The sequence below is a fragment of the Pseudomonas pergaminensis genome, from assembly GCF_024112395.2.
GTDB classification, from domain to species: domain Bacteria; phylum Pseudomonadota; class Gammaproteobacteria; order Pseudomonadales; family Pseudomonadaceae; genus Aquipseudomonas; species Aquipseudomonas pergaminensis.
On sequence record NZ_CP078013.2, the window covers coordinates 758,052 to 785,000 of the forward strand.

The 26,949-nt window shown below is 62.3% G+C and carries 23 protein-coding genes; 7 read left to right on the top strand and 16 right to left on the bottom strand.

Going from position 1 to position 26,949, the window contains the following annotated elements:
- Positions 1-774 precede the first annotated feature (774 nt).
- Positions 775-2,724: a pilus assembly protein TadG-related protein gene (locus tag KUA23_RS03325; protein WP_252993442.1), complete on the top strand. Its 1,950-nt coding sequence runs from the start codon at positions 775-777 to the stop codon at positions 2,722-2,724.
- On the opposite strand, the gene KUA23_RS03330 is transcribed toward KUA23_RS03325, so the two are convergent.
- Complete coding sequence (locus tag KUA23_RS03330; RefSeq protein WP_252993443.1) at positions 2,721-5,447, bottom strand: PAS domain-containing sensor histidine kinase; 2,727 nt, start codon at positions 5,445-5,447, stop codon at positions 2,721-2,723. The two genes, KUA23_RS03325 and KUA23_RS03330, sit on opposite strands and share 4 nt — an antisense overlap.
- The gene (locus KUA23_RS03335) at positions 5,444-5,887 is read right to left on the bottom strand and encodes a TadE/TadG family type IV pilus assembly protein (RefSeq protein ID WP_078046691.1); all 444 of its coding nucleotides are present in this window, start codon (positions 5,885-5,887) and stop codon (positions 5,444-5,446) included. The genes KUA23_RS03330 and KUA23_RS03335 overlap by 4 nt, the downstream gene beginning before the upstream one ends.
- 72 nt (positions 5,888-5,959) lie before the next feature.
- On the opposite strand from KUA23_RS03335, the gene KUA23_RS03340 reads away from it, so the two are divergent.
- Positions 5,960-6,409, top strand: a complete 450-nt coding sequence (locus KUA23_RS03340; RefSeq protein WP_252993444.1) for a prepilin peptidase — start codon at positions 5,960-5,962, stop codon at positions 6,407-6,409.
- A gap of 126 nt (positions 6,410-6,535) precedes the next feature.
- Complete coding sequence (locus KUA23_RS03345; protein WP_100491579.1) at positions 6,536-7,324, top strand: response regulator transcription factor; 789 nt, start codon at positions 6,536-6,538, stop codon at positions 7,322-7,324.
- An 11-nt stretch (positions 7,325-7,335) separates the two neighbouring features.
- On the opposite strand, the gene KUA23_RS03350 is transcribed toward KUA23_RS03345, so the two are convergent.
- Genes KUA23_RS03350 through cpaB form a run of 8 tightly spaced genes read right to left on the bottom strand, consistent with a single transcriptional unit; the run spans position 7,336 to position 14,759 of the window.
- The gene (locus tag KUA23_RS03350) at positions 7,336-7,605 is read right to left on the bottom strand and encodes a DUF3613 domain-containing protein (protein WP_078046694.1); all 270 of its coding nucleotides are present in this window, start codon (positions 7,603-7,605) and stop codon (positions 7,336-7,338) included.
- 3 nt (positions 7,606-7,608) lie between these two features.
- On the bottom strand, positions 7,609-8,325 hold the full coding sequence (locus KUA23_RS03355; RefSeq protein ID WP_078046695.1) for a tetratricopeptide repeat protein: 717 nt from the start codon (positions 8,323-8,325) through the stop codon (positions 7,609-7,611).
- Positions 8,326-8,335: 10 nt separating this feature from the next.
- On the bottom strand, positions 8,336-9,223 hold the full coding sequence (locus tag KUA23_RS03360; protein WP_099493363.1) for a type II secretion system F family protein: 888 nt from the start codon (positions 9,221-9,223) through the stop codon (positions 8,336-8,338).
- Position 9,224: 1 nt separating this feature from the next.
- The gene (locus KUA23_RS03365; RefSeq protein WP_078046697.1) at positions 9,225-10,106 is read right to left on the bottom strand and encodes a type II secretion system F family protein; all 882 of its coding nucleotides are present in this window, start codon (positions 10,104-10,106) and stop codon (positions 9,225-9,227) included.
- A 10-nt stretch (positions 10,107-10,116) separates the two neighbouring features.
- Complete coding sequence (locus KUA23_RS03370) at positions 10,117-11,388, bottom strand: TadA family conjugal transfer-associated ATPase (RefSeq protein WP_078046698.1); 1,272 nt, start codon at positions 11,386-11,388, stop codon at positions 10,117-10,119.
- The gene (locus KUA23_RS03375) at positions 11,385-12,578 is read right to left on the bottom strand and encodes a CpaE/TadZ family protein (RefSeq protein ID WP_078046699.1); all 1,194 of its coding nucleotides are present in this window, start codon (positions 12,576-12,578) and stop codon (positions 11,385-11,387) included. The genes KUA23_RS03370 and KUA23_RS03375 overlap by 4 nt, the downstream gene beginning before the upstream one ends.
- Positions 12,575-13,792, bottom strand: a complete 1,218-nt coding sequence (locus tag KUA23_RS03380; protein WP_078046700.1) for a type II and III secretion system protein family protein — start codon at positions 13,790-13,792, stop codon at positions 12,575-12,577. The genes KUA23_RS03375 and KUA23_RS03380 overlap by 4 nt, the downstream gene beginning before the upstream one ends.
- Positions 13,793-13,811: 19 nt before the next feature.
- Positions 13,812-14,759 (bottom strand): Flp pilus assembly protein CpaB, encoded by a 948-nt coding sequence (cpaB, locus tag KUA23_RS03385; RefSeq protein WP_078046701.1) that lies wholly within the window; start codon positions 14,757-14,759, stop codon positions 13,812-13,814.
- 331 nt (positions 14,760-15,090) lie between these two features.
- Between cpaB and KUA23_RS03390 the strand changes: the two genes are divergently transcribed.
- Both KUA23_RS03390 and KUA23_RS03395 read left to right on the top strand, forming a co-directional pair.
- Positions 15,091-15,288: a Flp family type IVb pilin gene (locus KUA23_RS03390; protein WP_078046702.1), complete on the top strand. Its 198-nt coding sequence runs from the start codon at positions 15,091-15,093 to the stop codon at positions 15,286-15,288.
- A gap of 47 nt (positions 15,289-15,335) precedes the next feature.
- Complete coding sequence (locus KUA23_RS03395) at positions 15,336-15,737, top strand: response regulator (RefSeq protein ID WP_252993445.1); 402 nt, start codon at positions 15,336-15,338, stop codon at positions 15,735-15,737.
- Between the two features lie 29 nt (positions 15,738-15,766).
- Here the strand turns inward: KUA23_RS03395 and KUA23_RS03400 are convergent, their stop codons facing one another.
- The 4 genes from KUA23_RS03400 to KUA23_RS03415 all read right to left on the bottom strand — a co-directional run bounded on the left by KUA23_RS03400 (position 15,767) and on the right by KUA23_RS03415 (position 21,729).
- A complete protein-coding gene (locus KUA23_RS03400) occupies positions 15,767-17,449 on the bottom strand; it encodes a ShlB/FhaC/HecB family hemolysin secretion/activation protein (protein WP_252993446.1) in 1,683 nt (560 codons plus the stop codon).
- Between the two features lie 185 nt (positions 17,450-17,634).
- On the bottom strand, positions 17,635-19,233 hold the full coding sequence (locus KUA23_RS03405) for a collagen-like triple helix repeat-containing protein (protein WP_252993447.1): 1,599 nt from the start codon (positions 19,231-19,233) through the stop codon (positions 17,635-17,637).
- 301 nt (positions 19,234-19,534) lie between these two features.
- Positions 19,535-20,383: a MaoC family dehydratase gene (locus KUA23_RS03410; RefSeq protein WP_078046706.1), complete on the bottom strand. Its 849-nt coding sequence runs from the start codon at positions 20,381-20,383 to the stop codon at positions 19,535-19,537.
- A 2-nt stretch (positions 20,384-20,385) separates the two neighbouring features.
- Positions 20,386-21,729, bottom strand: coding sequence for a 3-oxoacyl-ACP reductase (locus tag KUA23_RS03415; protein WP_252993448.1), 1,344 nt, complete (start codon positions 21,727-21,729; stop codon positions 20,386-20,388).
- Positions 21,730-21,843: 114 nt separating this feature from the next.
- Between KUA23_RS03415 and KUA23_RS03420 the strand changes: the two genes are divergently transcribed.
- Both KUA23_RS03420 and KUA23_RS03425 read left to right on the top strand, forming a co-directional pair.
- The gene (locus KUA23_RS03420) at positions 21,844-23,121 is read left to right on the top strand and encodes an acetyl-CoA C-acetyltransferase (protein ID WP_099493354.1); all 1,278 of its coding nucleotides are present in this window, start codon (positions 21,844-21,846) and stop codon (positions 23,119-23,121) included.
- Between the two features lie 124 nt (positions 23,122-23,245).
- Entirely contained in the window at positions 23,246-24,145 is a 900-nt protein-coding gene (locus KUA23_RS03425; RefSeq protein WP_014716761.1) for a PA4780 family RIO1-like protein kinase, read from the top strand.
- A 146-nt stretch (positions 24,146-24,291) separates the two neighbouring features.
- Here KUA23_RS03425 and cueR read toward each other — a convergent pair whose 3' ends face one another.
- Positions 24,292-24,693 carry a Cu(I)-responsive transcriptional regulator gene (cueR, locus tag KUA23_RS03430; protein ID WP_252993449.1) on the bottom strand — a complete coding sequence of 134 codons (402 nt, stop codon included), beginning with the start codon at positions 24,691-24,693 and terminating at the stop codon, positions 24,292-24,294.
- Positions 24,690-26,891, bottom strand: a complete 2,202-nt coding sequence (locus KUA23_RS03435; protein WP_252993450.1) for a heavy metal translocating P-type ATPase — start codon at positions 26,889-26,891, stop codon at positions 24,690-24,692. Before KUA23_RS03435 ends, cueR begins: the two co-directional genes overlap by 4 nt.
- Positions 26,892-26,949 lie beyond the last annotated feature (58 nt).

Sequence of the window (26,949 nt, forward strand, 5' to 3'; positions counted from 1 at the left end):
GAGCTGGCTTGCCTGCGAATACGGCCTGACAGCCGACCATTCTCTAACTGCCACCCCACGATCCAAATGTGGGAGCTGGCTTGCCTGCGAAGACGGCCTGCCAGCCGACCACGCTCTAACTGCCACCCCACGATCCAAATGTGGGAGCTGGCTTGCCTGCGAATACGGCCTGACAGCCGACCACTCTCTAACTGCCACCCCACGATCCAAATGTGGGAGCTGGCTTGCCTGCGAAGGCGGCCTGCCAGCCGACCAGGATGTTGGATCTGACCGGGTACATATCCGTTATTTGGGTAACGGCTGGTATTGGTTCCGCCCTTACGGCGGCTCACTTTTGAAAAGCGCAAAAGTAAGCAAAACGCTCTTGCCCCAACACTCGGCACCTCGCTCACGCTCGGTGTGCCCGTAATCCGACAGGTATTTGGGGGGCCGCCGCCACGCGCCATCCATGGCGCGGGGCGGCTAAACCGGCATCCCTGCCGGTTTACCCCCCAAATCCCTGTCGAATTCCGGCCAGCGTGTTTGACGGGGCGCCTAAGATCAAAAGCAGGGTCAAGATCAAGATCAAGATCAAGATCAAGATCAAGATCAAGATCAAGATCAACAGCTACTCGCTTCGCATCGTGGTTACGGGGGTTGTCGTGGGTGTTACAACGTCGTGTCGATATTTATCGTCATCGCCGGTAGGCCAGCGCCCGCATTGATTTGTGGCGACTGGCCAGCCCTTGTCTACACTCCAAATAACTACGGAGAGTAAGCGCTAAGGAGTGCCTGATGTCTCCCCGACTTCGTTCCAGGCAACGTGGTGCGATTGGCTTGATGGCAGCAGGCACCCTGGCGGTGGCCATGGTGTTTATGCTGTTGGCGGTGGACAGTGGCCGCCTGTACCTGGAAAAACGCAAGCTGCAGTCCATCGCCGACACCTCGGCCCTCGAAGCTGCCGGCCGTGGCGGCGTTTGCACCCCCAGCACCACCGCCAACGACTATGCCGTACAGAACGCTACGCGTAACGGGTTTCCGGTGGTCGCCGGCGATAACAGCCGTGGCCTGGCGGTGACCTGCGGTGCGCTGGTGACCAATGCCAGCAATATCCGCGTGTTTACGGTCGATGCCACCAAGAATGACGCCGTGCGCGTGGTGGCCACTCGCAGTGTAACGACCAGCCTCGCCAGTGGTATCTGGAGCATGTTCAGCGGTGCGTCGGTTTCCTCGCAGATGATCTTGAGTGCCACCGCCGTGGCGGCGTATGCGCCTCCGGTGGCGCAGTTGACCATTCGCAGCAGCCTGGCATCGGTGAATTCCAGCAATTCCCCGCTATTGAACATGGTCATCGGCAATCTGTTGGGCGGCAGCCTGTCGCTGACCGCTGCGGGTTGGAATGGGTTGCTGGCCACGAATGTGAACCTGCTCAGCTACCTGGATCAGTTGGCGATTCAATTGAATGTGACGGCGGGCGACTACGAGGCGTTGCTCAACACGGCTGTCTCCGCAAGCCAGTTGATCGACGCCGCAGTCAAGGTGCTGCAGAAAAACGGATCGGTGGCCACGGCGATCATTAACGACGTGATCTCACTGAAAGCCATCGCCCCCAATACCCAGCTTTTGAAAGTGGGGGATCTGCTCAAAGTTGCCAGCGGAACACCCTCCGCAGCCTTGAATACCACTGTGCAGTTGTTTCAGTTGCTGGAGACGGTGGCGCAACTGTCCAATAGCAAGAGCGCGGTGAGCGCGGCAGCCCAGGTGAACATCCCGCTGGTGGGCAACGTCTCGATCCAGACCAAAGTCATTGAGGCACCGCAACTGTCGGCGATTGGTAATCCGGCAAAGGCCAAGGCCGGGCTTTTGAATAATCCGCAGACCGATCAGATTTTCGTACGCACCGCCCAAGTACGCACATTGGTCACCATTGATGCGCCGATCATCAAGGTGGTTTCAGGGGTTTCATCGATCCTTTCCGGCCTGGGCACGCCTGTGTCGAAGGTGGTCGGCGGCCTGTTGAACTTGAACCTGCCGGCAGTGGTGGGCGGCGTCTTGTGCCTGGTGGCGTGTAATGTCGCGGATGTTGATATCACCCAAACCCTGTCCATTTATATCGAGGCAGCCAGTGCGCAAAGCTATGTCACGGACTACAACTGTGCCACGCCTGCCACCAAGTCGCTGACGGTCAAGTCCACCACTTCATTGGCCACCCTGGGCGTGGGCTATGTTGATCCGGTTGCGGCATTTTCTTCATCGGGCCCCGTCACCGTGCAGCCGGTCAGGCTGATCGATTTTGGCCAGCGCTATTGCATTGTATTGACGCTGCTATGCGGTCCGCGCACAGCGGGCGTGGGCGGAGGATTGAATCTGAAGGCGCTGACGACCGTGGGCGCGCAAACCAACGCGATGCTGTTCTTGCCCGTGGCCGAAATGAACACGACGCCGACTTACAAAAGCCCGCCAGGCACCGCCGATATCATTCATAGCCTGGGAGATACCTTGAACGGCCTGCAGGTCACTTACGTACCGCCCACCGGCAGCACGCCCGGCCCGGCGAACGGTACTGTTACCAGTGCTCTGACAACCATCGTCAGCTCGGTGGTCAACCTTGTCCAGAACGTACTGGCGCCGATACTCGACCCTATCGTCAACACCTTGCTTTCGGCCCTGGGCATCAGCCTCGGCAACGCTGAAGTTGGCGCCAACCTCACCTGCCACATGGGACGTGCCTACCTGGTGATCTAAACCACCGGCAACTCCACGCAAAACCTCGCGCCTTGCTCACCATTGGCAACGCTCAAGCGTCCGCCCATGTTTTCTACAATGCCGTAGCTCACCGACAACCCGAGCCCGGTGCCTACGCCAATCGGTTTGGTGGTAAAGAACGGTTCGAAAATCCGCTCCAGCAACCGTGGGTCAATGCCGCCACCGTTGTCTTCTACCCAGATCCGCACATGGCGGCTGTCATGCTCGCAATGCACAGCAATCCAGGGACGGAACCCAGGATCTTTTTCGCGCTGGCTCAACAACGCATCACGGGCATTCACCATCAGATTGATCAGCACCTGCTCAAGCTGGTCGACGTGACCTTTGACCTGCACGGTAAAGTCCGCCGGTGTTACGCGCACTTCCACGCCCTTGCCACGCAGGCCTTCGCCGAGCAGCGACAGCGTGCCTTCCACCGCCTGCGACGGGTCGAAGGGCTGCTGTTCGATTTCCGAGCGGCGGCCGAACACGCGCATATGGTCCACCACCCGTGCTGCGCGCTGCACCTGGGTGTCGATGCGCTGGAGCTTTTCGGTGAGGTAGTCGATCTGCGCATCGCCGTTGCCCAGGCGCTTGAGTACATTGACGATGGCCATGCGCATCACGTTCAACGGCTGGTTGATCTCATGGGCCAGGCCGGTGGCCATTTCGCCCAGGGTGGCCATCTTGGCGCTCTGGGTCAGTTGCTGCTGGGAGCGGCGCACCTCGGTGTTGTCGCGGCCGACGGCCTGCACTTCCACCAGCGCGCCCTGTTCGTCAAACACGCCACGGTCCGACCACACCCACCAGGCATGTTCGCGTCCCGGCAACTCCAGGCTGATCTCGGCGGTGCTCACCGGGAATTCCGGGGTCAACTGGCCGATGCGCTGCACAAAGGCCTGGCGTTGTTCCTCCGACAACCAATGGCCCAGGTTCAAGCCCGGCAATTGCGCCGGCAGACACTCCAGGTAATTGGCCAACGGCGTGTTGCCAAACGTCAGGGTCAGGTCCGGGCGATAGCGGCAGATCATCGCCGGGGAGTCTTCGACCAGGATGCGGTAGCGCTCTTCGCTGTGCTTGATCTGTTCGGCGGCCAGGGTCGCGTCGGTGACATCCAGCCACAGGCCGACGGCTTCCACCGGCAGGCCGAGGTCGTCGCGCAGCAACTTGGCCTCATCCAGCAACCAGTGGTAGTTGCCCTGTTTGTCACGCAGGCGGTAGCGGCTGCGGACGCTGCCTTCGCGCAGCAATTGGCGGCTGCGCTCAAAGTACAGTTCGCGGTCGTCGGGGTGGATCAATGACGCCAGGCTGTCGTGGTTGCAGTCGGCCAACGTCCAGCCCAGCAGCGGCAGCAAGCTGTCACTGAAGAACGCCGGGAGCAGGGCGCCGCTGACATAACGTTGCACGTAGATCACCGCCGGTGAGCTGGCGATCAGGTTGTCCAGGCGCGCATGGGCGGCGGCGGCTTGCAGTTGCTGGTTCTTGATGTCGCTGATGTCAAGCATGAAGCCGATCCAGCGGCGGCTGTCGCCCACGCCCAGCACTTGACCCTGTACCCGATACCAGAGCGGGTTGTGCTCGGCGTCGGTGCGTTGCAGGCGCACGCTGGTCAGCAGCGGTTTGCCCAGGGCTTGCAGGTCGTGCAGGCGGCTGTTGAGTGCCTGGCGGTCGGCAGGGTGGATCAGCTCCAGCCACAGGGCCAGAGGCTGGCGGGTAGGGCCGTCTTCCAGGCTGAGGCTGTGCAGCAACTGCGGGGCGAGCTGGACTTCCTGGGTGGCCGGCAGCAGTTCCCACCAGCCGGTGCCGAGCAGGCCTTGCAAAGCCTCCATGCGGTCGAGTTGCTGGTGGTAGCGCTGCTCGCGCAGGCGGCTCAGCAGCGGGGCGGCGAGGGCGGCGGTGAGGTTCAGCCAGTCGCGCTCGTTGGTGTGCCGCTCGCCGCTGTAGAGGCCGCAGAGCAACCACGCGGCGACGCCCTGGCTGTCACGGTAGGGCACCAGGAAACCGTCGGTGGTGCCGAAAATGCCGTGCAGGCGTGGGTGGTCGCTGCGCGCCAGGGCCAGGCTCAACGGCGCGTTGCCATTGGCACTGTCCAGGCTGGTGCCCAGGTGCTGGCCGGTCTGCCACAAGGTGGGCGCATCATGGGCGGCGTAGTGGCTGTAGACGCGCCAGCCTTGGTCGTCCTCATTGAGCAAGGCCAGGGCGACGCAAGGGATTCGCCAGCGTTGGGCCAGGCTGCGCAGCTGTTCATTGAACACCTCAGGCAGGCGCGCCAAGCTGCACACGCGCAATTGCTCGCTCATCTGGCAGGCCAGCTGATGGTTTTGCTCGCGGTGTTGGGCCAGTTGCTGGCCGGCGATCAAGTCGCCAACGTCTTGCAGGTGCAAGTTCCAGCCATCACCCTGCGGCTCGACCCAGCCACGGGTGTGCAGGGCCTGGCCGGTAGCGCCCTGGAAATCCAGGTCCAGGCTCTGGTGTTGCCACTCGGCGGGGCTGCCTTCGATACTCAGCGCGCTGTTGGCACACAGCAGTTCACGCAACAGCGGCCGGGGTTCGCCCACGCCGTGTGGCGCAAGCTGTGGGCGCAGGGTACCGCCGATGCTTAGCACGTGGCCCTGGGCATCCAGTTGCAGGTGCAGCCCTGGCGTCGGCGTGCCGGGGGCGTCGAGAGCCAGCGCGCTGGTGCGGCCGAGCAGGCGCCCGAAGAGCTTATCCCCCGAGGTCAAAACTGCAGGCTCGAACTGGCATACAAGTTGGCCGGCAAGTTCGGCACAGTGCCGATGACCGGCAACACCAGCGCCGGGAATACGGAATGAAGGCGGCTGGTCGGGTATTTGATCGTGACGGTCAGCGTGGTGCCGCTGTAAGTGGCGGTGACTAAATCGTCGGAAAACTGGAAGCTTGCCGGGATCCACTTCAACTGGTTGATCGCCGTGGCCTTGGCGCGTGCGGTTACCTGCGTGGCGTAATTGGTGCCTGCGGCCACCGGGTCCACCGACATGGCCTGGCGCACGGCCTCGGCAGCCGCCTGGTTGAACGACTGCATCATCAGCAGTGGCAGGCTATAGCTGACCAACCCATAGAACACCGCGAAAAAGATCCCGAAGACCAAGGCGAATTCAATCGCCGCAGCACCTTTTTGCTTTTTGGGGAGGCCCGTTTTCATGACTGCGTCTACCCTGACGGCTACTACCTGATATCAGCATAGAATCATTCAGCGAAAAGGGATGTTTTTTACGTGATCCAAAGCGTGGTGATACTGCTCTGGCTGGGGCTCTGTGCGTTGCAGGATATGCGTCAACGGCAAATCGCCAACAGCTTGACCCTGGGTGGGGCACTGCTGGCGTTGATCTACCTGCTCTGGATGGGCCTGACCTGGCTGGGAGCGCCTGCCAGCGAGGGAGGCTGGGCCTTCGCCGTGGCGCTGCTGCTGACCTTGCCCGGCTATGCGCTGGGCCGCTTTGGCGCGGGGGATGTGAAGCTGCTGGCCGCCCTGGCCCTGGCCAGTTCGCTGGACGTTTTGCTGTGGTCATTGATCGGCGCCGCCGTGTTCCAGGGCGCCTGGGTGCTTATCAGTCAAAGGCTTAGCGCGCGTCGAGAGGTGTCGCCTCCGGGAGTGTCAACAAAGCAGCCTTATGCGCCCTTTTTATCGACAGGGTTTGCGCTGTATTGGTTTTGGATCCATTAGTCGCACAAGGCCTCTATCGCTATGTACATAGTCGGAAAGTAGGTCTACGTTTATTGAGTAGATGTATAGGATTCTTCGTCAAAAGGGATAGGTCAATCTTTTGGCTTGCCAGGCATGGAGTAGCGCGTGAACAAGCTTACCTCGGCGGTGAAAGTGCTCGTGGTCGACGATCAGCCGATGATCGTGGAAGAGCTGTGCGAATTTCTTGAAGGCAGTGGCTACCGCTGCGTCCCTTGTGAGTCCAGCCGACACGCCTTGCAGCGCTTCAGCGAAGACGCCGAGATCGGCCTGGTGCTGTGCGACCTGCACATGCCGGACATGGATGGCATCGAGCTGGTGCAGGCCATGCAGAAAGTGGCCGGCAAGCAGCGGGCATTTGAGGCGATCATGCTGACCGGGCGTGCCGACAAACAGGACGTGATCAAGGCCCTGCGCGCGGGGATCTCGGATTACTACCAGAAGCCGATCAACCTCGATGAATTGCTCGAAGGCCTGCAACGCCAGGAAGCGGCATTGGAAGAGCGGCAAAAAGAGCTGCAACTGGGGCACCTGAACCAGAAGCTGCAATACCTCTCCGAATCCATCAATGACCTGTATCAGGACCTCGACAAAGTACGTCGCAGCCCAGGTACCGGCTTGGCGGATGAGGGCGAGTTGGCCGCCGAAGAAACCGGGCCGCTGGAAATCCCGACCATTTTCAACCAGCTGTCACCGCGCCAGCTGGATGTGGCGCGCCTGGTGGGCAAGGGCCAGACCAACTACCAGATCGCCTGTGAACTGGGGATCACCGAAAACACGGTCAAGCTCTACGTGTCGCAGGTGTTGCGCCTGACCCATATGCATAACCGCACTCAACTGGCACTGGCCTTGTCGCCGAACAATTCGGCGATGCGCCAACGGGTGACGGCACACTGAATCTTCGGGTGTTATTGGCTCTTCCCGCCCTTGGACGACCCACCGGACTCTGACTCGAAAAACTCCGGGATGGGGTGCTTGTTGCTGTCCAGCCAACGCTGCAAGGCATTCTCCCGTTCTGCGGGCGTGGTCCTTTGCGGCGTGGGTGAAGCGACACGCCCATCGACCTGCAAGGCCAGCCAGTTTTCCGTCTCTGCCTGTTGCGGGGACGATGGGCCCGGTTCAATGGCCAGTGCGCTCAGCGGAAGCAGCGCCAGGCCGATCAGGTAATGTGCTTTCATCGATCACTCCTCACTTGATAGCCAGCGTATGGCATCGCTGACCGCCACGACTTTGCGTGCTGGTGCGCTGGGGCCCTTGAGTTTTTGCGCGCGGGCCTGGGCATCGGTGACTTGTTCGGGGCTCAGGCCCAATTGGCTGACCACCTTTGCCGCTTGCCCCCAGTCGTCCTGATAGATCAGCAAAGTCACCAGGTTGACGGCGGCCAACGGGTCGCTTTGCTTGAGCTCGATGGCGGTCATGAATTCAAAACGCGCATCTGCCATGCGCAGTTGGTTGAGGTACACCACGCCCAGGTCATTGCGGATTTTTTCGTCGGTGGGCGCCAGTTGCGCGGCCCGTTGCATATGCGCCATGGCCTGGGCGTTGTCGCCCCTGGCGGCCGCCAATTGCCCCAGACCGTGCTCGCCTTCGGCGTCCATGCAAGTACCGAGCAGGCTGCGGTACAACGGCTCGGCCTCGCTGCGCCCGAGCAGTCGGTAGTTACGGGCCTTGCGCTGGCGCACCTGAGGCAGGGCGTCGGGCATATTTTGCAGATTGGCCAGGCTGGCGTGCAGCTTGCCTTCGTTGGCCAGGTCATCGGACAGGTTGAGCGCCAGCTCCTGCTCGGAACTCGGCTTGGCGCAACTGCCGGATGAGGTCAATGCCGACCAGGGTGATTGGCCATCGGTGGCGCAGCCGCCGAGCATCAGCAAGGCCAGGCCGGCAATCAGTACTTTCATCAACGACTCCTTAAAAGTGACTCAACGCGCGGGCGATGCCGATAAAGGCCGGGCCGCCGAGCACGATCAGCAAAGCTGGGAACAGAAACACCATCATCACCACTGACATTTTTGCCGACATTTTCGAGATGTATTCCTGCAAGCGGGTCAGGCGTCGGTCGTCGAGCAATTGCTTGAGCGCCAGCAGCGACTTCATCGCGCCGCCGCCTTGCTGGATCAGTTGTTGGAGGATGATGCAGGTGTCGGTGAACTCATCCACTTCCAGCACGCGCGCGGTCTTGCCCAGTTCCTCACCCAACTCCAGCCCGGAATCGACCCGCGCCAGGATCAGGCGCAATTCGTGCGTGAGGTGGGGAAGCAAACGCTGGGCTTCGTTGCCCAGCACCCGTAACGACTGTTCAACTGCCATGCCCGACTCAAACAGGATGCGCAGCAGCGGAATAAACGTTGAGACTTCCTTGGCGATGGCTTGCTGGCGATGTTTGGCAGCCGCAGCCAGCACACGCTTGGGCAACAGGTAGCCAATCCCCAAGGCAAATAGCGGGGCAATCCATGCAGGGTCCGCATGGGGAAACAGAATTTGCTGGCCCAAGAGGGTCAGGCCCAGAAGCACGATGGGCAAACCGATCTGGAAGGCAGCAAACAGCGAGCGCTGGTTGGCCTTGCGCCACCCGACTCGGTTGAGCAACACCTGGGTCTCCTGGTCCAGGCTGACCGAGCGCTGGGCCAGGGTGCTCCCGCCGAGCTGGCGCATCAGCGTACCGAGCCGGGCATCGCCGCCCATCCGCCCTTGCAGTCGATCAGCGACCCGGCGATCGCGCCGGCGATGCTCCAGCAATTGGCCGGCCACCAGTACCAGGGCGGCGAGCAGCAACAAGGCGCTGGCGAGAAGGGCCATCTCAGACACTCCTCAGCATGCGCCACATGATCAGGGTGCCGCAGATGTCCATGGCCAGTGCGCTGAACAGCATGATGCGCCCGGTGCCGTCGTTCCACATGGTCATCAAATAGTCCGGGTTGACCATGATGAAATAGCCCACGATCAGTACCGGCAACCCACCCAATACATAGGCGGTCATGCGCGTTTCGCCGGTCATGGCCTTGAGTTGGCGGGCACCTTGTTCGCGCTCGCGAATCATCTTGATCAGGTTTTCCAGCAGCTCGCTGGCGTTGCCGCCGTAGCGATGGTTGACCTTCAGCCCCAGGGCGAACAGACGGAACTCGTCCTGTTCGTAGAACTCGGCGAAGTCACTGACGGAGTCCGGCAGGCTGACCCCCATGCGCACGTTGCGCTGCACCCGGCCCATGGCGTCCTTGAGTGGGTTTTCAATGCTTTCGACGCCGCCCAGCACAGCATCGGCCAAGGTTCTGCCGGACTTGAGGCTGCGAACGCTGTGGTCGAGCAACTGCGGCAGCTGTTCGACCATGCGTTGCACGCGCTGTTGATAACGCCAACTGATGTAGACGCGCAGTGCCAGTGGCGGCCCCAGGATCATTGCGATCAGGCCCAGCCCGTCTGCGAACAGCCAACCGAGCAATGCGCCGATCACCCAACCGCTCAGCCATAGGCCCAGGCGATCGGTGGGCTTGCCCAGCCCAGCGCGCGCGAACATGCGCTCAAGCCCCGTCCATTTGGTCGCGGTTTCCTGAATGTCGGGCTGGCCGTCGCCGAGGCGTTCCAGCACGCGGTCCGTCTGGGCCTTGCGCAGGCCGTGGTGAAACTGCCAGAACGACAGGCCGATCAGCAGCAGGCAGACAAGCAGCAATATCGGTCCGGTCATCAAGCGCCCCCTACGACTGCAACGCCGATTCACGGCGCAGTTTGTCGCCGGCCGGGTTGATGGCTTCGCGCAGGAACCCGATGCCGGTGCGCCGGTCCAGGCGGAACAGGGTGTTGGTGACATACACGTCTTCGCGTACGCCGACCACTTCCACCACCTCGCTCACACAGCGGCGGCCATCGGGCATGCGCGTCAGTTGGATGATCACGTCCAGTGCAGCGCAGATCATCTGGCGCAGGGTTTTTTCCGCGACCACCCGGCCGGTCAGGCCCACCAGGGTTTCCAGGCGCAGCAAGGCATCCTGGGCATTGTTGGCGTGCACGGTGCTCATGGAACCGTCGTGGCCAGTGTTCATGGCGGTCATCACGTCGAGCACTTCCACGCCACGGATCTCCCCGAGGATGATGCGGTCCGGGCGCATCCGCAGGGCGTTGCGGATCAGGTCGCTGGAGCGTACTTCACCATGGCCTTCGGCGTTTGGCGGGCGGGTTTCCAGGCGCACCACATGGGGGTGGCCCAGTTGCAGTTCGGCCACGTCTTCGATGGTGACCAGGCGCTCGTGGGGGTTGATCAGCTGGCTGAGAATGTTCAGCAGCGTGGTTTTGCCGGTGCCGGTCCCGCCGCTGATGAGGATGTTGCAGCGCTTGCCCACGGCCTCCTGGAAGAATTCGAAAATGCTTTGGTCGATGGTCTGCATGGCGACCAGGTCGCTGCTCTTGAGCATGTCCTTGCGAAATTTCCGAATCGACAGGCATGGCCCGTCCAGGGCAATCGGCGGGATGATCGCGTTGACCCGGCTGCCGTCGGGCAGGCGCGCATCCACCATCGGCGAGGATTCATCGAGGCGCCGACCCAGTGGCGCGAGGATGCGTTGCATCACGCGCTCCACGTGGTGGTCGTCGATAAAGCGCAGGTCGCTCTGGTGCAGCAGGCCGTCGCGTTCGATAAACACCCGGTGCGGCCCGTTGACCAGGATCTCGGTCACCGAGGGGTCGCGCAGCAGCACTTCCAGTGGGCCGAAGCCGGTGAGTTCGTCGACGATCTCTTCGGCCAGGCGCTCCATTTCATAGCGCGAGATCGCCAGGCGCATACGCGTGATGTATTCGGAAACCTTGTCGATGACAAACTGCGCCAAGGACTGGCGCGTGCCTTCGAGCAGGTTCTTGCCCGACTCTTCGATGGCGTCGATGATGTAGCGATGCAGCACCAGTTTCAGGCCATCGTGATCGCTGTTGCCCCCGGCGCTTCGGGCCGGGCCGCCAAATAATTTTTCGCCGTTCATCGTCCGGACCCCAGGAAGCGTTCAAACCAGCGCATTGAGGGTTTCGCAAGGCCCTCGGAGCGTTTTGCCAGGCGCTCGCCCAAGGTGCGCACGGCTTGGGTCAAAGGTTCACGTGGGGCCAGTGCGAACAGGGTCTGGCCCTGGTTTTTCACATTCAGGCGCAGCTCGGCGGCGAGGGGGAGTACGGCGACGCATTCGAGGCCGAAGCTTTTTTCCAGGGCTTCGGTGTCCGGCGCACAGGCCTTGATGTAGCGGTCCACCACCAGCTTGGCGTGATCGAGCTTCATGCCTTTTTCGCGCCAGCGGTTGATCACCGCGAGGTTGCGGCGGCAGTCCAGTACGCTTTGGTCAGTGCACCACAGCAGCTTGTCGCAGTGGCTGACAAAGGTGCGCAGAGCTTCGCTGTCCGGTTGCCCGGTAATGTTCACGACAATGTGCTGGAAGTGCTGGCGCAGCGCACTGAGCAACATGAACAGCTCGGCGGCACTGGTGAGTTTGAGCGGTTCGTCACCGGTGGCGTACGCCAGGATGCGCAGGCCATCGAGGGCGGTGGTGAAGGCACTGTTGATCAAGGTGGTGTCGAGACGGCGCAAGTGTCGCAATGCATCGCCGAAATTGAACGTGCTCTCCAGGCCCAGCAAGGCCAGGCTGTCGCTGCGCGGCAGGCCCAGGTCGAGCAGCAGGGTCTGCTGCCCGCTTTTTTGCACCACCAGCGCCAGGTGGGTGGCCAGCATCGCCCCATCGGCGTTGCTCTGGGTGCCAAATAACACGGTCAGGCCGCCCAGCTGTGTATTGGGCGTGACGGTCGGCAGGCGCTTGCTGAGGCGTCGCACCAGGCCGGCCACTTCGCTGGAGCGTGAGCCGTAGGCGACGAAATCGCGGGCGCCGGCCCGCATGGCGTTGAGTACCAGTTGGTTGTCCATGCCATCGCCGAGGGCAACCACCGCGAGCATCGGCTTGGCTTCCAGGGCACCTTCGATCAGCGCGCTCTGGGCCACTACGTTTTCACGGTCCAGGCCGACAAACACCAGGTTGGCAAAGGTCACGTCCACCAGCGCCAGCAGCTCGTCCAGGCTGCCGGTGCCGGCGCTCACGACTTGGCCCAGGGGCGCCAGGGCACCCTGCAGCCACTCAAGGTCAGTGGCGTTGCGGGTGATGGCGAGGAAGGTCTGACTCAGGCTATCGCTCATTGGGAAAGTCCACTGCGACGGTCGAAATTACCGTTTTCCAGGAAGAACAGCCGGTACCAGTTCGGGTCGTAGGTGCGCAGTTTTTCGCCGGGCAAGGAGGGCAATTGGGCGTTGGCGGCCAGCGGCTGCACCAGGTGCGGCGTAACGATCATCAGCAGTTCCTTTTCTTCGCGGCTGATATTGGAGTCGCGGAAAAACGCGCCGAGGATCGGGATATCGCCCAGCCCTGGAAACTTGCTGATGGTGGAGCGGTTATTGGTGCTGATCAGGCCGCTGATCACAAAACTTTCGCCATCGGCCAGGGAAACGCTAGTGTCGGTGCGGCGCACGGTCAGCGCCGGCACCTGGATGCCTTGGATCTGCACCGCATTGCTGTAGTCCAGCTCGCTGACTTCCGGCGCCACCTTGAGAGTGATGCGGTTGCGGTCGATCACCGTGGGGGTCAGGGTCAGGCGGATGCCGAACTCCTTGTACTCGATGGAGATGGTGTCGCTGCCGGCGCTGGGCACCGGCACCGGCACCTCGCCGCCGGCCAGGAAGGAAGCGCTCTGGCCGCTCATGGCCACCAGGCTCGGGCGCGCCAGGGTGTAGGCAAAGCCGCTGCGTTCCAAGGCATTGATCATGGCTTTTACCCGGCCACCGCCAAAGCCGATGTTGAAACTGTCAGCGCTCACCGGCAGTTTGAACACGCCTTCCGAGGGGGACAGCAGGTTGGGGCTGCCGAGGAAAAAATTCGTGCCCGTGCCCAGGAACCGCGTGCTTGCTTCCTTGAGCTTGGTGCGGCTGACTTCCACAAAGCGGATATCGGTCTGCACCTGGCTGGGCAGCAAGGGATCTTCCGACGGCGACAGTGACAGGCTGGTCAATGCCGAGGTGGCCTTGCCCTTGACGAACACCATGCTCTGGCGCGGCGCGCTGGCGCAGGCGGTCCACACCATCAGGCTGGTGGCGCCGGACGAGACACCGGTCAGCAGGAAATGTCGGTCGCCGTTCACCCGCACATCGGCGATTTTCGGATCGCCGATGGCCAGGCGCGTAATGGCTACCGGTGATTGCAGCTCCTGTTGCAGGCCTTCTCCCACTTCGACCACGGCGGGCAACTGGCCCAAGGCGCTGCAATTGCCCGGCGCGGCCAGAGCCATGCCGACCGGCAGGCTCGACAGCATCAGGGCGCAGGCCAGTTGCGTGAACATGGGGGCGTAGCGATGGCTCATTCAAAGCATCCTTGCTCGATCACGGAGTTTGTGGCGCCGCCTGGGCGCCGCGAATCACTTCAATGCCACGGCGCACGCCAGGCTCACCGGCGGCCGCGGCTGCGGCGACGCGTTTGGGCGGGCCGGTCAGGGCCAGTTGAGTAAATTGGTAGAGGTCGCGGTTGGCACTTTCCAGTTTGTCCGGCGATTCGTTTTCACCGGCCCAATAGCGGCTGAGCAGTTGCTCTTCGGCGCTGCGGACGGCCAGGCGCAATATCCCGGCTTGTGCCGCGAGCATCATGCGGCTTAACAGAGGCTCCGGCACGGCCAGCACAACGGTGCGCGCGCCCGCCCGGCGTTGGGCGGCCTGGGCGCGCTCTTCGGCGGTGGCCGGCGGCGGGACGGCGGGTGTGCCATCGTTGGCCAGGCCCAATTGGTCGCCGACGCTGAGCAGGCGCATGGCGGGAAGGACGATCTGGGCCGATTGCTCGGCGTTGCTGGTGTCCTGGCGCAAGAACAACAGTACGTCCACGTAATCGCCTGGGCTCAGTTGGCCGCCGGCGCCGATGACTTCGTCCACGGCCACTGCCAGGGCGCGTTCGTTGGGGCGAATCATGCGTGCGAGGGGGCCGCCGCTGTTAAAGCTTTCTTCGGTGAGCCAAGTGCCGGCGCCGAGGGCGCGCAGTGGCGTGCGGCCGATGGCCTGGTCGAGCTGAGTGAGGCTGCCAGCGGGCACGGTGCGTAGTTTTTCCACCGTCAGGTCGGCGGCGGTCAGCGGAATAAAAGCCGGCACATCGTGCACCAGCACCACCACCGGTTGGCGGGTCTGGTCTTCGGCGGCAGCGACGGTGTTTGCAACGGAAACGACAGGTGCAGCTGGGGCGGCGACAGGCTCCGGTGTGCGGCTCAAGACCAGTCCCCAATACCCGGCGATCAACGCCCCGATCAGCAACAAGCCGGCCAGGACCATGCTGATACGACTGTTCATGACGGCTCTCCCTATCCCGTTGCACTGCGCGCCCGCTTAATCCAAACGGGTTAATCCGCAACCTGGCTGTGATGAACATCTAACGATTTGGCTATTTGAAGGTAGCTCAGCTAGGACGAAATGCCATTACCGTAGGAAAAATTTATCTGAACTATAGAAGCAGCGGCTTGGCGTGCAGGTTTATGGCGTCAACGTTGTGACTAATACTTTGTGATTAATCCGTTATTACAGTTGTGAGGCCGAGGTTTGTTGACAATGCTCTAATGGCACGCCGCGATCATCTGGTACTAGAGCCGTTCCGGCTTCCAGTGGCGTTTTAGGGAGAAGTCTTATGTTCCTTGACCTGGTGTTGAAACTTTACGTTCAGACGCAACTATTCTTCAGTCGCAAAGAGGGTGCCTCAGGTATCGAGTACGCAATTGTCGTCGCGTTGGTCGCGCTGGTTATTGTCGGCGCCGGAACGGGGCTGGGAACTAAGATCAAAAACATTTTCACCAACATGACCACAAGCATGCCGACTGGGACCTGATTTAAGTGTGGCAGTCGTTATGATTATTCCCTCTTGCAGGTAATGCCATGAGCGCGTCTTCTTCACGCCAGCAAATCCTATTGGTGGACGACGAAGAGGACGCCTTAATCGAACTTGCCGAATCCCTCGAGAACGAGGGGTTTGTCTGTTTTACCGCCAACTCCGTCACCTTCGCCCTGCAAGAATTGACACTTCACCCCGACATCGCCCTGGTCATTACCGACCTGCGCATGCCCGAGGAAAGTGGCATTTCGTTGATCAAGCGCCTGCGCGAACACACCTCACGTTCCCACCTGCCGGTGATTGTGATGTCCGGTCATGCCGAAATGGATGATGTGAGCGACATGCTGCGCCTGCAGGTGCTGGACCTGTTTCGCAAGCCGATCTACCTGGTGCGGTTGATCGATACGCTGAACAACCTCTTCCCCCTCCCCAGAGCGAAACTGTAGGCGCCCGGAAAGCCGGGCTCCTGCAGATGTCAGAGCTGGTAGCTGAAGCTCACCGAATAACGCGGCCGCCGATCGTAGCTGTCCAATGCCACGTCCGACATCGGCTTGGCGACCTCCAGCGCGATGTTGTAGTACTTGGCATCGCCAAAACGCAGCCCCAACGCCGCCGATGACAGGTCGTTGCCCTGCACCGGCAGGTCGTTGAACCAGGTCTTGGCGCGGTCGAACACCACGTAGGGTTGCAGGATTCTCACCCAGTCGCCGGCGCGGTTGTAGCTGTAGTTGACCTCGTAGGCCAGGCCCCAGCCCTTGTCGCCGGTGCCCTGGTCATCGGGATAACCGCGGCCGAAACTCTGCCCGCCGAAGGTGGCGCGTTCGCTGTCGGGCAGGTTGTCGTTGCTCCAGTAAAGCGCGCCGGACAGCACGCCTTGCCAGTTCTCGAACAGCTTGTTGCTCTGTACGCCAGACAGGCGCAGGCGGAAGAAGTCGAGGTCGGGTTTGAGGCCGCCAAAGTCCGTGCGGGTCTTGGCGCCCATGCCATTGATTCCTTGGTACACGCCGCCGCTGATGATGCGCAATTGGGTGGTGTCAGCCTTGCGCCAGTCCCCTTCGAAGGCCAGGGCGCGCAGGTTGGTTTCAAGTTCGAAACGCTGGGGAAAACCTTCCAGTTTGTAGCGGTTGGTCTGGTCCACGGCGTACAGGCGCGTCCCCAGGCTCAACGACTCGCCGGGCGAGGCGATGAAGGGGTGGCTGATGCCGATGGAGTAACGGTCGATCTGCTGGTGTGGCTTGAGTTCCAGGCCGTCGCCCAGTTGCAGGCTGGTGCTTGGGTCGGCGCGGTAGCGTTCCCCCGAGAGCGCGAGTTGGGTGCCCTCGGCGTTGATGAATTGGCTGTAGGTCGCGCGGTAGTAGTGCTCTTTGTCTTCGCCTGGCGGGAACAGGCCGCTGATGCTCAGTTGCTCGCCCATGGATGTCCACGAGTTGCTGGTACCGGTCAGCAAGGCCTGGGTACCGCCACGGCTGGCTTCGTTGAGGCTCATGCTGGTGGTGATGGGCTTGCGGCTGGCGTTGATCTGCATGTGGGTGCCGCCATCGGTGGTGCCTGGCGGCGGCACCTGGGCTTGCACGGTTATACCCGGTATAGCGCCCATCAACGTGGTGTAGCGCTCGAACGTCTTGCGCGTGAGCGGGCGTTCGGCCTTGAGTTTCTCGGCCAGTTTGTCGACGTAGGACGAGACCGCGCCAATGTCGCCTTGCAGTTGGTAATCCCGGATGTAGCCTTCGACCAGCACCACGCGCACCAGGCCGTCCTCGAAACGTTGTTCCGGCAGGAAGGCGTACGACAGCAAGTAGCCGTCCTGCTGATAACGCCGGGTGATGCTGCGGGTGGCTTCGATCAATTGCTCCAGATTGGTTTCGTGGCCGATCAGCGGCCCGAATGCCTGCGCAACGTCGCTGAGCGGGTAGACCGTGCCGCCGTCGATCTGCAGTTTGCGGATGGTCACTTTGGTGTCCATCAGCAACGGTTGCCCGGCGGTGGGCGCCGGCGTCGGCACCTGGGTGGGTGTGGCCGCCGGACGGTAGGCGTCGGCGGGCAGGTTGGGCACGGGCAGGTTGCGGATGGTGTCGTTGCTATTGAGGAAACTGGGTAGGGTATCGGCGTGGGCATAGGCACTGAGGGTGAGCAATAACAACGGCGTCAAAGCGCGCATAGGACACTCCATGGTCAAACTGCAGCAGCGTTTCGCAGATTCCCGCCGGGCTCTGGGGGCGCGGTTCGGGTGCTTTCAGGGATCGATCATTGACCCATAAAAAAGACGAGAGACTTAGTGGGGTCTCTCGTCTCAACCAAGCGTAGGCGCTGTAGGTGAGGCCGTCTAATCGGCCAGGTGCAATTCTATTTTTTGCCGCCCAGGCCGCCTAACAGCCCGCCCAGTAGACCACCATTTGCGCTGCCGCCTGCACCGGCAGAGGCACCGGCAGAGGCACCGGCACCGGCACCTGCGCCGACACCCAGGTTCAGGCCGCCCCCGAGCAGCCCGCCGCCGGTATTGGTGCCGCCGGTGACCAGGCCGCCGATCGAGGCCACGGTACCGCCCACTGCAGTCACTGTACCGCCGAGGGCGTTGGTGACCGGGTTGGCATTGGTGCCGCTGATTTTGCCGCCCAGGCTGCTGACAGCGCCGCCGACATTCGTCGCCAGGCCATTGACGGGCGCACCCAGGCCGGTGGCACCGCCGATGGTTTGGGTCAGGCTTTGCACGCCGCTGGTGACAGGGTTGATAGCGCCGCCGATTTGAGTGGTCAGCCCGGCAATGGGGGCACCGGCCGCTGTGTTGGGGACGCCGCTGCCGCCCAGGAGGGTACCCAGGGACGCCACGGTGGTGCCGGCTTTGACACCCGTGACGCCGGTCGCGCTGACCACGCCGTTGGTGTTGCCTGCATCCAGGCCGCTGCCGGCCCCGGCGATCACGCCACCGATCAGTTCAGGCAAGCCCAGGTTGTTAGTACCGCCACCTGTACCACCGCCGTTGCCGCCGCCACTGTTATCCGCATCCGGGTCGACATAACCGCTGGCCTTGCCGACCACGGTGCCGACACCATTGAGCACATTGCCCACCGCGCCTGTCACAGGGTTGCCGGTGCCGCCGGTGTCGGCGACTTTATCGCCCAGGCCGTCGACGGTATCGCCCACTTTTTTCAGCAAGCCGCCCACTGGAGAATCCAGGCCGGTAGAGGAGCCGACTTTACCGGTGGTGTTTTCCACCAGGGAGACCACGGGCACCAGGACTTTTGCGCCCACGGTGTTGGTGACCGAACCCAGTGGGCCGGTAGTGCTCGCGGTGCTCAGGGTGTCGCCCAGCATGGTCACGGCATTGCCCACCTTGCCGACGACGTTGCCTACCACCGGTGCAGCGCCGCTGACCACCGGCACTTTGCCCAGCAGGGTGGCGACATTAGTGCCGGTGACGGTCACGCCGTCGCCCAGGTCGGAAACCCCGTTGGCCACGCCAGCGACGGTTTTGCCCAATGCATTGCTGTCAGTACCCAGCGTACCCAGGCCATCCGACAGGCCGGTACCGATGCTGCCGACGGCGTTGCCGGTAGCGGTGACCAGGCCGCCAGCGGTTGCACCGACGATTGGTAGGCTGCCAAGGGTGGTGCCCAGGCTGCTGACGGTGCCGCCGAGACCGGTCACGGTATCGCCGACGGTGTCGACCACGGTCGCCGTAACCAGTGGCGTGGTGCCGCCGCCTGGGTTAGTGCCCGGGTCGGTGCCAGGATCGGTGCCGCCACCGGTTCCCCCGCCGCCTGTACCGCCGCCTGTACCGCCACCGGTTCCCCCGCCGCCTGTGCCACCACCTGCGCCAGCGCCAGCATCGGAAGATCCACCACTGTGATGCCCACCACCACCGCTGCTGCAGCCGCCGAGTGCCAGTGCTACTGCCAGGGCCAGCGCGGTACTTGCTTTCCAAAACACTACTTGAGTTTTCATGATTGAGTTCCTTGCACCTGTACAACCTTGGTTGTCTTCAAACGCTCACTATTTCTAGGGATAGCGATACGTTTGTCCGTGTGGCTATAACAGCCCCGGACGTGCGTTCTCTCAATGCTCAACTTGGTATTAACGATTTATATATCGCGCAGCTGTACCGTTTAAGTAGCTAATACCAAGGGTATAAGGCGGGGATGTATCAAGATGTATATATGTTTAAAATCAATAGGTTGTATAAAAAAGCGGGCTTAAAAAAGTCCGCTATTACTTAGGGTGTATATATACAATTAATCATTTTATTTCAGGCGATTGGCTGCCACTTGCCTACCATATGTTCAATATCGCCTGCGCCTTTGAGCCACAACTCTCCGCTGGAACCGGCGGCGCTGGCCAATAACGTCACTTCACTGGGCAGGCGTACGGGTTTCCTGAACTCGACGTTTATCTCAACATTGGCGGCGGGCAGGTGTTCGCCGAGTGCGGCGAGGGTATGCGCCTTGTTCCACAGTCCGTGGGCGATGGCCTGGGGGAAGCCAAACAGCTTGGCGGTCAGGGCGCTGAGGTGGATCGGGTTGTAGTCACCGGACACCCGTGCATACCGGCGACCGATGTCGGCGGGTGCCTTCCAGCGGGACAATTCGCTGACCTGGGTGGGGGAGGGTTGGGCGTCCTCTTGCGCCTCACCGTCCAGTTTCACGCCTCGGCACAGCATGCGGCTTTCGGCTTCCCACAGCAGGCCAAGGGAGTCTTCGACGGTGGTGATCAGGTCGAAGGTCGCGCCCTTGGGGTGGGGCTTGAGGTTCTGCGCGTGCACACCGACGGACAGCTCACTGACACCCCCCAGCGGGCGATGGATGCGGATACGGTTGCTCAGGTGAATCAGCCCCAGCAGCGGGAAGGGAAAGTGTTTATCGGTGAGCAACTGCATCTGCAGGCCAAACGCGAGGATATGCGGGTACGTCGCCGGTAGGATCGGGCTGTCAGCAAAACCACAGACCTTGCGATAGGCCGCCACGTGCCTGGGGTTGATGCTCACCCGACAACGCAGCCCCTGCTCGGGCAGGGCGCTGCCGGTAATCTTGCGCTTGAGCGCCGCGCGCCAATACAGCGGCGGCAGAAACGGCGTATTGCCCAGTGTCTTCCATTGCATGCTTACGCTCCCAGGAGACTTTGCCCACACACACGCAGCGCTTGCCCGCTGACCGCACCCGAACCTGGTTGGCCCAGCCACGCCACCGCTTCGGCGACGTCCTGTGGCAGGCCGCCCTGGCCCAGTGAACTCATGCGTCGCCCGGCTTCACGCAAGCCAAACGGAATATGCGCGGTCATCTGGGTTTCGATAAAGCCCGGCGCCACCGCGTTGATGGTGATGCCACGCTCCTTAAGCAGCGGCGCCCAGGCCTGCGCGAGGCCGATCAAGCCCGCTTTGCTCGCCGCATAGTTGGTTTGCCCACGGTTACCGGCGATGCCGCTGATGGACGCCAGCAACACCACGCGGGCGTTGTCGTGCAGGGTGCCGTTGTCGAGCAGCGCCTGGGTCAGTACTTGCGGCGCATTGAGGTTGACGGCGAGCACCGCGTCCCAATATTCCGGGGTCATGTTCGCCAGGGTTTTGTCGCGGGTGATACCGGCGTTGTGCACCAGGATGTCGAGGCCATCGGGCAACTGTTCAATCAACTGGCGGGCGGCGTCTTCAGCGCAGATATCCAGCGTGACGGTGCGTGCCCCCAGGCGCGCGGCCAGGGCTTCGAGGTCGGCCTTGGCCTGGGGCACGTCGAGCAGGATCACCTCTGCGCCGTCGCGGGCGAGGGTTTCGGCGATGGATGCACCAATGCCTCGGGCGGCGCCGGTGACCAGTGCCTTGCGCCCGGCCAAGGGCCGCGTCCAGTCTTCGACCGGTGTGGTGCAGGCCTCCAGGCGAATGACTTGGCCGGAGATGTACGCGCTTTTTGGCGAAAGGAAGAAGCGCAGTGCGCCTTCCAGTTGCTCTTCGGCCCCGTCACCAACATAGAGCAGTTGCAACACGCCCCCATTGCGCAGCTCTTTGGCCAGCGAGCGACTGAACCCTTCCAAGGCGCGCTGGGCGCTGGCGGCGAAGGGATCGCTGAGACCTTCCGGCGCACGCCCGAGGATCACCAGGTGCGCGCTGTTATCGAGGTTTTTCAGCAGTGGCTGGAAGAATTCGCGCAGCTGTTTGAGTTGGTCGGTGTGCTGCAAGTCGCTGGCGTCGAACACGACGGCCTTGAGCTTGGGACCGTGGCCGGGAATCCAGGTCGAGGTCTCGCTGCCGTAGGTGTAGATGGCGTCAGTGAGCCGATTGGCGAACGCCTGCACCTGGGTGGTCAGCGCACCGCCGCCCAGCAGCAATGCACCCTCCACTGGGCGCAGGCGCCCGGCTTGCCAGCGTTCCAGGCGTACCGGTGACGGCAGGCCAATGGCGGCGACCAGGCGATGGCCGAGGCTTGAGTTGGCGAAGTCGATATAACGGTCAGACATGGAACGCTCTCCGAAGGCTGGGGTTCAAAGGGTTGACCACCCCGGGGTGGCAGTCGTTCGATTGAGCCTAGGCTAGGCTTGGTGATTCTACCCACAACCATCAGGGAGCTTTCCATGACTCAATTGCGCCGTGTAGCGATCATTGGCGGTAACCGCATTCCTTTCGCCCGCTCCAATGGCCCCTATGCCACGGCGAGCAACCAGGCGATGCTGACCGCCGCCCTGGAGGGCCTGATCGAACGCTACAACCTGCACGGCCTGCGCATGGGTGAAGTGGCTGCCGGTGCGGTGCTCAAGCATTCGCGCGACTTCAACCTCACCCGCGAATGCGTGCTGGGCTCGCGCCTGTCACCGCAAACCCCCGCCTACGACATTCAGCAGGCCTGCGGCACCGGCTTGGAAGCGGCGCTGCTGGTGGCCAACAAGATCGCCCTGGGGCAGATCGAATGCGGGATTGCCGGTGGGGTGGACACCACCTCCGACGCCCCTATCGGCGTGAATGAAGGCTTGCGCAAGATTCTGTTGCAAGCCAACCGCAGCAAGTCCGTGGCGGACAAATTAAAAGTCCTGTTACAACTTCGTCCCCATCACCTCAAGCCAGAACTGCCGCGCAACGGCGAACCCCGTACGGGTTTGTCCATGGGCCAGCACTGTGAATTGATGGCGCAGACCTGGCAGATTCCGCGTGCCGAGCAGGACCAGTTGGCCCTGGAAAGCCACCAGAAAATGGCCGCTGCCTACGCTGAAGGCTGGCACAACGATTTGCTCACGCCGTTCTTGGGCCTGACCCGCGACAACAACCTGCGCCCGGACCTGACCCTGGAAAAACTCGCCGCGCTCAAGCCCGCCTTCGAGCGCAGCGAAAAAGGCACGCTCACCGCCGGCAACTCCACGCCGCTCACGGATGGTGCGTCGCTGGTGCTGCTGGGCAGCGAGGCCTGGGCCCAGGAGCGTGGCTTGCCGATCCTTGCGTATTTACGCGATGGTGAAGCGGCGGCGGTGGACTTCGTCAACGGCGCCGAAGGCCTGCTGATGGCGCCGGTGTACGCGGTACCGCGCTTGCTGGCGAGGAATGGTCTGACGCTGCAGGACTTCGATTACTACGAGATCCATGAGGCGTTCGCTGCCCAGGTTTTGTGCACGCTCAAGGCCTGGGAAGATGCGGACTACTGCAAGACGCGACTCGGGCTGGAGGCACCGTTGGGCGCCATCGACCGCAGCCGCCTGAATGTGAAGGGCAGTTCACTGGCGGCCGGGCATCCGTTCGCTGCCACGGGTGGGCGTATCGTCGCCAACCTGGCCAAGTTGCTGGATGCGGCGGGCAAGGGACGTGGCCTGATTTCGATCTGTGCGGCAGGTGGGCAGGGTGTAACCGCGATCATTGAACGTTGAAACTGGCATATTGGATGCATTCTTAAGTGATCAACGGTCGGTAGCCTCTCCCACCGGCGAGCTGATTGCCGTATAACGAGTGCCATACGCGTATTTGGTAATAAAGGACCCACAATAAAAGCTGATGAAGACTCCTAAACGCATTGAACCCCTGATCGAAGACGGTCTGGTCGACGAAGTGCTGCGCCCACTCATGAGTGGTAAAGAAGCAGCTGTTTATGTGGTGCGCTGCGGCAACGAATTGCGTTGCGCCAAGGTTTACAAGGAGGCGAACAAACGAAGTTTTCGTCAAGCGTCCGAATACCAGGAAGGCCGTAAGGTCCGCAACAGCCGGCAGGCCCGGGCCATGGCCAAGGGCTCCAAGTTCGGCAAGAAAGAAACCGAAGATGCCTGGCAGAACGCCGAAGTGGCGGCCTTGTTCCGCCTGGCCGGTGCGGGCGTTCGCGTGCCCCAGCCGTTCGACTTCCTGGAAGGCGTGCTGCTGATGGAGCTGGTGGCCGACGAGTACGGCGATGCGGCGCCGCGTCTGAACGACGTAGTGCTGGAGCCGGACCAGGCGCGTGAATACCACGCTTTCCTGATTTCCCAGATCGTGCTGATGCTGTGTACCGGCCTGGTGCACGGTGACTTGTCCGAGTTCAACGTACTGCTCACGCCAACGGGCCCGGTGATCATCGACCTGCCCCAGGCCGTCGATGCGGCGGGCAACAACCACGCGTTCAGCATGCTGGAGCGGGATGTGGGCAACATGGCTTCCTATTTCGGGCGCTTTGCCCCGGAGTTGAAGAAGACCAAGTACGCCAAGGAAATGTGGGCCCTGTACGAAGCCGGCACCTTGCACCCGGCCAGCGTATTGACCGGCGAGTTCGACGAGCCGGAAGAGTTGGCGGATGTCGGCGGTGTGATCCGCGAGATCGAAGCCGCGCGGCTGGATGAAGAGCGTCGCCAGGCGATTCGGGCGGCGGATGATGCGCCACCGAGCAAAGTGCCGGACGAGCCGCCGCCACCGCCGTGGATGCAATGATCTTTGGGTAGATGAAGATCAACACTGTGGGAGCGGGTTTGCTCGCAAAAGCGGAGTGTCAGTCGATGCATGTGCTGACTGATCCACCGCCTTCGTGAGCAAGCCCGCTCCCGCATTTGGTTTTGCATGTATTCAGATAGATTCCATCAGACGCAGCAACTACCGGACGCCAATTCCTTGAGGATTGGGCAATCCGGCCGATGATCGCCTTGGCAGTGCTCCACTAGGTCCTGCAAGGTATCGCGCAGTTGCCCCAGCTCCAGAATCTTCTGGTTCAGCTCATCGATATGCTGGCGTGCCAACGCCTTGACATCGGCACTGGCCCGTTGCCGGTCCTGCCACAGGGTCAGCAGCTTGCCGACCTCTTCCAATGAAAACCCCAGGTCCCGCGAGCGTTTGATAAACGCCAGCGTGTGCAAGTCGTCACTGCCATACACGCGATAGCCACTGTCGGTGCGGTGGGCGGCTTTGAGCAGGCCGATGGATTCGTAGTAGCGAATCATCTTGGCGCTGAGCCCGCTCTGGCGTGCGGCTTGGCCGATATTCATGGGCGTTGATCCTCCAGGTCCTTAGGCTTCCACGTCTTCAACAGTAAGGCATTGCTCACCACGCTGACACTGGAAAACGCCATCGCCGCGCCCGCCAGCACGGGATTGAGCAGGCCAAAGGCGGCCAGGGGAATGCCAATCAGGTTATACACAAAGGCCCAGAACAGGTTCTGGCGAATTTTCGCGTAGGTCTTGCGACTGATCTCCAGGGCTGCGGGCACCAGGCGCGGGTCGCCGCGCATCAGGGTAATGCCGGCCGCGTGCATGGCCACGTCGGTGCCACCGCCCATGGCGATGCCAATATCGGCGGCGGCCAGGGCCGGGGCGTCGTTGATGCCGTCGCCGACCATGGCCACCACCCCGGTTTTTTTCAACTCGGCGACGGTGGCGGCTTTATCGGCGGGCAGCACTTCGGCGTGCACATCGTCGATGCCCAGGGCGTGCGCGACCACACGGGCGCTGCCACGATTATCGCCGGTGAGCAAATGGCTGGTGATGTGCTGGACCTTGAGTTGTTCCACGGCCTCCAACGCACCGGGCTTGAGCGTGTCGCCAAAGGCGAACAGCCCCAGCACACGCGGTTGCGCACCTTGCTCGATCAGCCATGACAACGTGCGCCCTTCGGCTTCCCAGGCGTTGGCCGAGTCGGCGAGGTCGCCCGCGCTCAAGCCGCTTTCCTCCAGCAGGCGACGATTGCCCAACGCCAACTGCCGTCCCTCCAGCGTGCCGGCGATGCCGCGTCCGGTCAGGGATTGGCTGGCCGTCACGTCGGCCACGGGCAGCCCTTTTTCGTTGCACGCATCCAGCACGGCTTTGGCCAGCGGGTGTTCGCTGCCGCGCTGCAGTGCACCGGCGTGCTGCAACAGCAGCAATTCGTTGCCATCCACTGCCGCCAGGTGGGCAATTTTCGGCGTGCCGGAGGTGAGGGTGCCGGTCTTGTCGAAGACCACGGCGCTCACCTCATGGGCGCGTTCCAGGGCTTCGGCGTCCTTGATCAGGATGCCGTGGCGTGCGGCGACACCCGTGCCGGCCATGATCGCAGTCGGCGTGGCCAGGCCCAGGGCGCACGGGCAGGCGATTACCAGCACGGCCACGGCATTGATGATTGCGGTTTCCAGCGGCGCGCCATACAGCCACCAACCCACCAGGGTGGCCAACGCCAGCACCAGCACGGCCGGGACGAAGACTTGGCTGACTTTGTCCACCAGCTTCTGGATCGGTGCCTTGGCGGCCTGTGCGTCTTCGACCAAACGGATGATCCGCGCCAATACGCTTTCAGCGCCAAGGGCCAGGGTGCGCACCAGCAGGCGGCCTTCGCCGTTGATGGCGCCGCCGGTGACGGTATCGCCAGGCTGTTTCGGGACCGGCAGGCTTTCGCCGCTGATCAAGGCTTCGTCGGCATGGCTTTGACCCTCGACCACTTCACCGTCCACCGGGAAGCGCTCGCCAGGCTTGACCATCACCAGGTCACCGAGCTTCAACGCATTGATGGCGACGTCTTCTTCGCGCCCTTCAATGACCCGAATCGCCCGCTCGGGACGCAAGGCTTCCAGGGCGCGGATAGCGCTGGCAGTCTGGCGCTTGGCGCGGCTCTCCAGGTATTTGCCCAGCAGCACCAGGGCGATCACTACCGCCGAGGCTTCGAAGTACAGGTGCGGTGCCATGCCGGGGTGAGCGGTGAGCCATTCATACATACTCAGGCCGTAACCGGCGCTGGTGCCGATGGCCACCAGCAAGTCCATATTGCCGGCACCGGCACGCACGGCTTTCCAGGCAGCAATATAGAAGCGCGCGCCGAAGATGAATTGCACCGGCGTGGCCAGGGCGAACTGTGCCCAGGCGGGCAGCATCCAGTGCAGGCCGAAGGGTTCCACCAACATCGGCAGCACCAACGGCAATGCCAGCAGGATCGCCAGCAGCAGCGCCCAACGCTCACGCTGCAGGCGCTGGGCTTGATTGGCGTCGGTGGCGGTTTCGCTTTGGGGCAGGGTGGCGGTGTAGCCGGCTTTGTCGACTGCGGCGATCAGCACGCCGGGGTCCATCTGGCCCAGCACTTCAACATGGGCGCGCTCGTTGGCCAGGTTGACGCTGACGCGTTGCACCCCCGGCACCTTGCTCAGCGCGCGCTCGACCCGGCCGGCACAGCTGGCGCAGGTCATGCCGCCGATGGGCAGGTCAAAGGTGGTGGATCCATTCATGGGGCAGTCCTCCAGGAGACGTTGCCCGTAGGATCAACCTTGACCTGTGGGGAAGGTC

What these genes read in the sequence shown, in the direction of transcription:
- KUA23_RS03325 (WP_252993442.1), top strand. Translation starts at nt 775, where the DNA reads ATGTCTCCCCGACTTCGTTCCAGGCAACGTGGTGCGATTGGCTTGATG.
- KUA23_RS03335 (WP_078046691.1), bottom strand. Translation starts at nt 5,887, where the DNA reads ATGAAAACGGGCCTCCCCAAAAAGCAAAAAGGTGCTGCGGCGATTGAA.
- KUA23_RS03350 (WP_078046694.1), bottom strand. Translation starts at nt 7,605, where the DNA reads ATGAAAGCACATTACCTGATCGGCCTGGCGCTGCTTCCGCTGAGCGCA.
- KUA23_RS03355 (WP_078046695.1), bottom strand. Translation starts at nt 8,325, where the DNA reads ATGAAAGTACTGATTGCCGGCCTGGCCTTGCTGATGCTCGGCGGCTGC.
- KUA23_RS03360 (WP_099493363.1), bottom strand. Translation starts at nt 9,223, where the DNA reads ATGGCCCTTCTCGCCAGCGCCTTGTTGCTGCTCGCCGCCCTGGTACTG.
- KUA23_RS03365 (WP_078046697.1), bottom strand. Translation starts at nt 10,106, where the DNA reads ATGACCGGACCGATATTGCTGCTTGTCTGCCTGCTGCTGATCGGCCTG.
- KUA23_RS03370 (WP_078046698.1), bottom strand. Translation starts at nt 11,388, where the DNA reads ATGAACGGCGAAAAATTATTTGGCGGCCCGGCCCGAAGCGCCGGGGGC.
- KUA23_RS03375 (WP_078046699.1), bottom strand. Translation starts at nt 12,578, where the DNA reads ATGAGCGATAGCCTGAGTCAGACCTTCCTCGCCATCACCCGCAACGCC.
- KUA23_RS03380 (WP_078046700.1), bottom strand. Translation starts at nt 13,792, where the DNA reads ATGAGCCATCGCTACGCCCCCATGTTCACGCAACTGGCCTGCGCCCTG.
- cpaB (WP_078046701.1), bottom strand. Translation starts at nt 14,759, where the DNA reads ATGAACAGTCGTATCAGCATGGTCCTGGCCGGCTTGTTGCTGATCGGG.
- KUA23_RS03390 (WP_078046702.1), top strand. Translation starts at nt 15,091, where the DNA reads ATGTTCCTTGACCTGGTGTTGAAACTTTACGTTCAGACGCAACTATTC.
- KUA23_RS03395 (WP_252993445.1), top strand. Translation starts at nt 15,336, where the DNA reads ATGAGCGCGTCTTCTTCACGCCAGCAAATCCTATTGGTGGACGACGAA.
- KUA23_RS03400 (WP_252993446.1), bottom strand. Translation starts at nt 17,449, where the DNA reads ATGCGCGCTTTGACGCCGTTGTTATTGCTCACCCTCAGTGCCTATGCC.
- KUA23_RS03405 (WP_252993447.1), bottom strand. Translation starts at nt 19,233, where the DNA reads ATGAAAACTCAAGTAGTGTTTTGGAAAGCAAGTACCGCGCTGGCCCTG.
- KUA23_RS03410 (WP_078046706.1), bottom strand. Translation starts at nt 20,383, where the DNA reads ATGCAATGGAAGACACTGGGCAATACGCCGTTTCTGCCGCCGCTGTAT.
- KUA23_RS03415 (WP_252993448.1), bottom strand. Translation starts at nt 21,729, where the DNA reads ATGTCTGACCGTTATATCGACTTCGCCAACTCAAGCCTCGGCCATCGC.
- KUA23_RS03420 (WP_099493354.1), top strand. Translation starts at nt 21,844, where the DNA reads ATGACTCAATTGCGCCGTGTAGCGATCATTGGCGGTAACCGCATTCCT.
- KUA23_RS03425 (WP_014716761.1), top strand. Translation starts at nt 23,246, where the DNA reads ATGAAGACTCCTAAACGCATTGAACCCCTGATCGAAGACGGTCTGGTC.
- cueR (WP_252993449.1), bottom strand. Translation starts at nt 24,693, where the DNA reads ATGAATATCGGCCAAGCCGCACGCCAGAGCGGGCTCAGCGCCAAGATG.
- KUA23_RS03435 (WP_252993450.1), bottom strand. Translation starts at nt 26,891, where the DNA reads ATGAATGGATCCACCACCTTTGACCTGCCCATCGGCGGCATGACCTGC.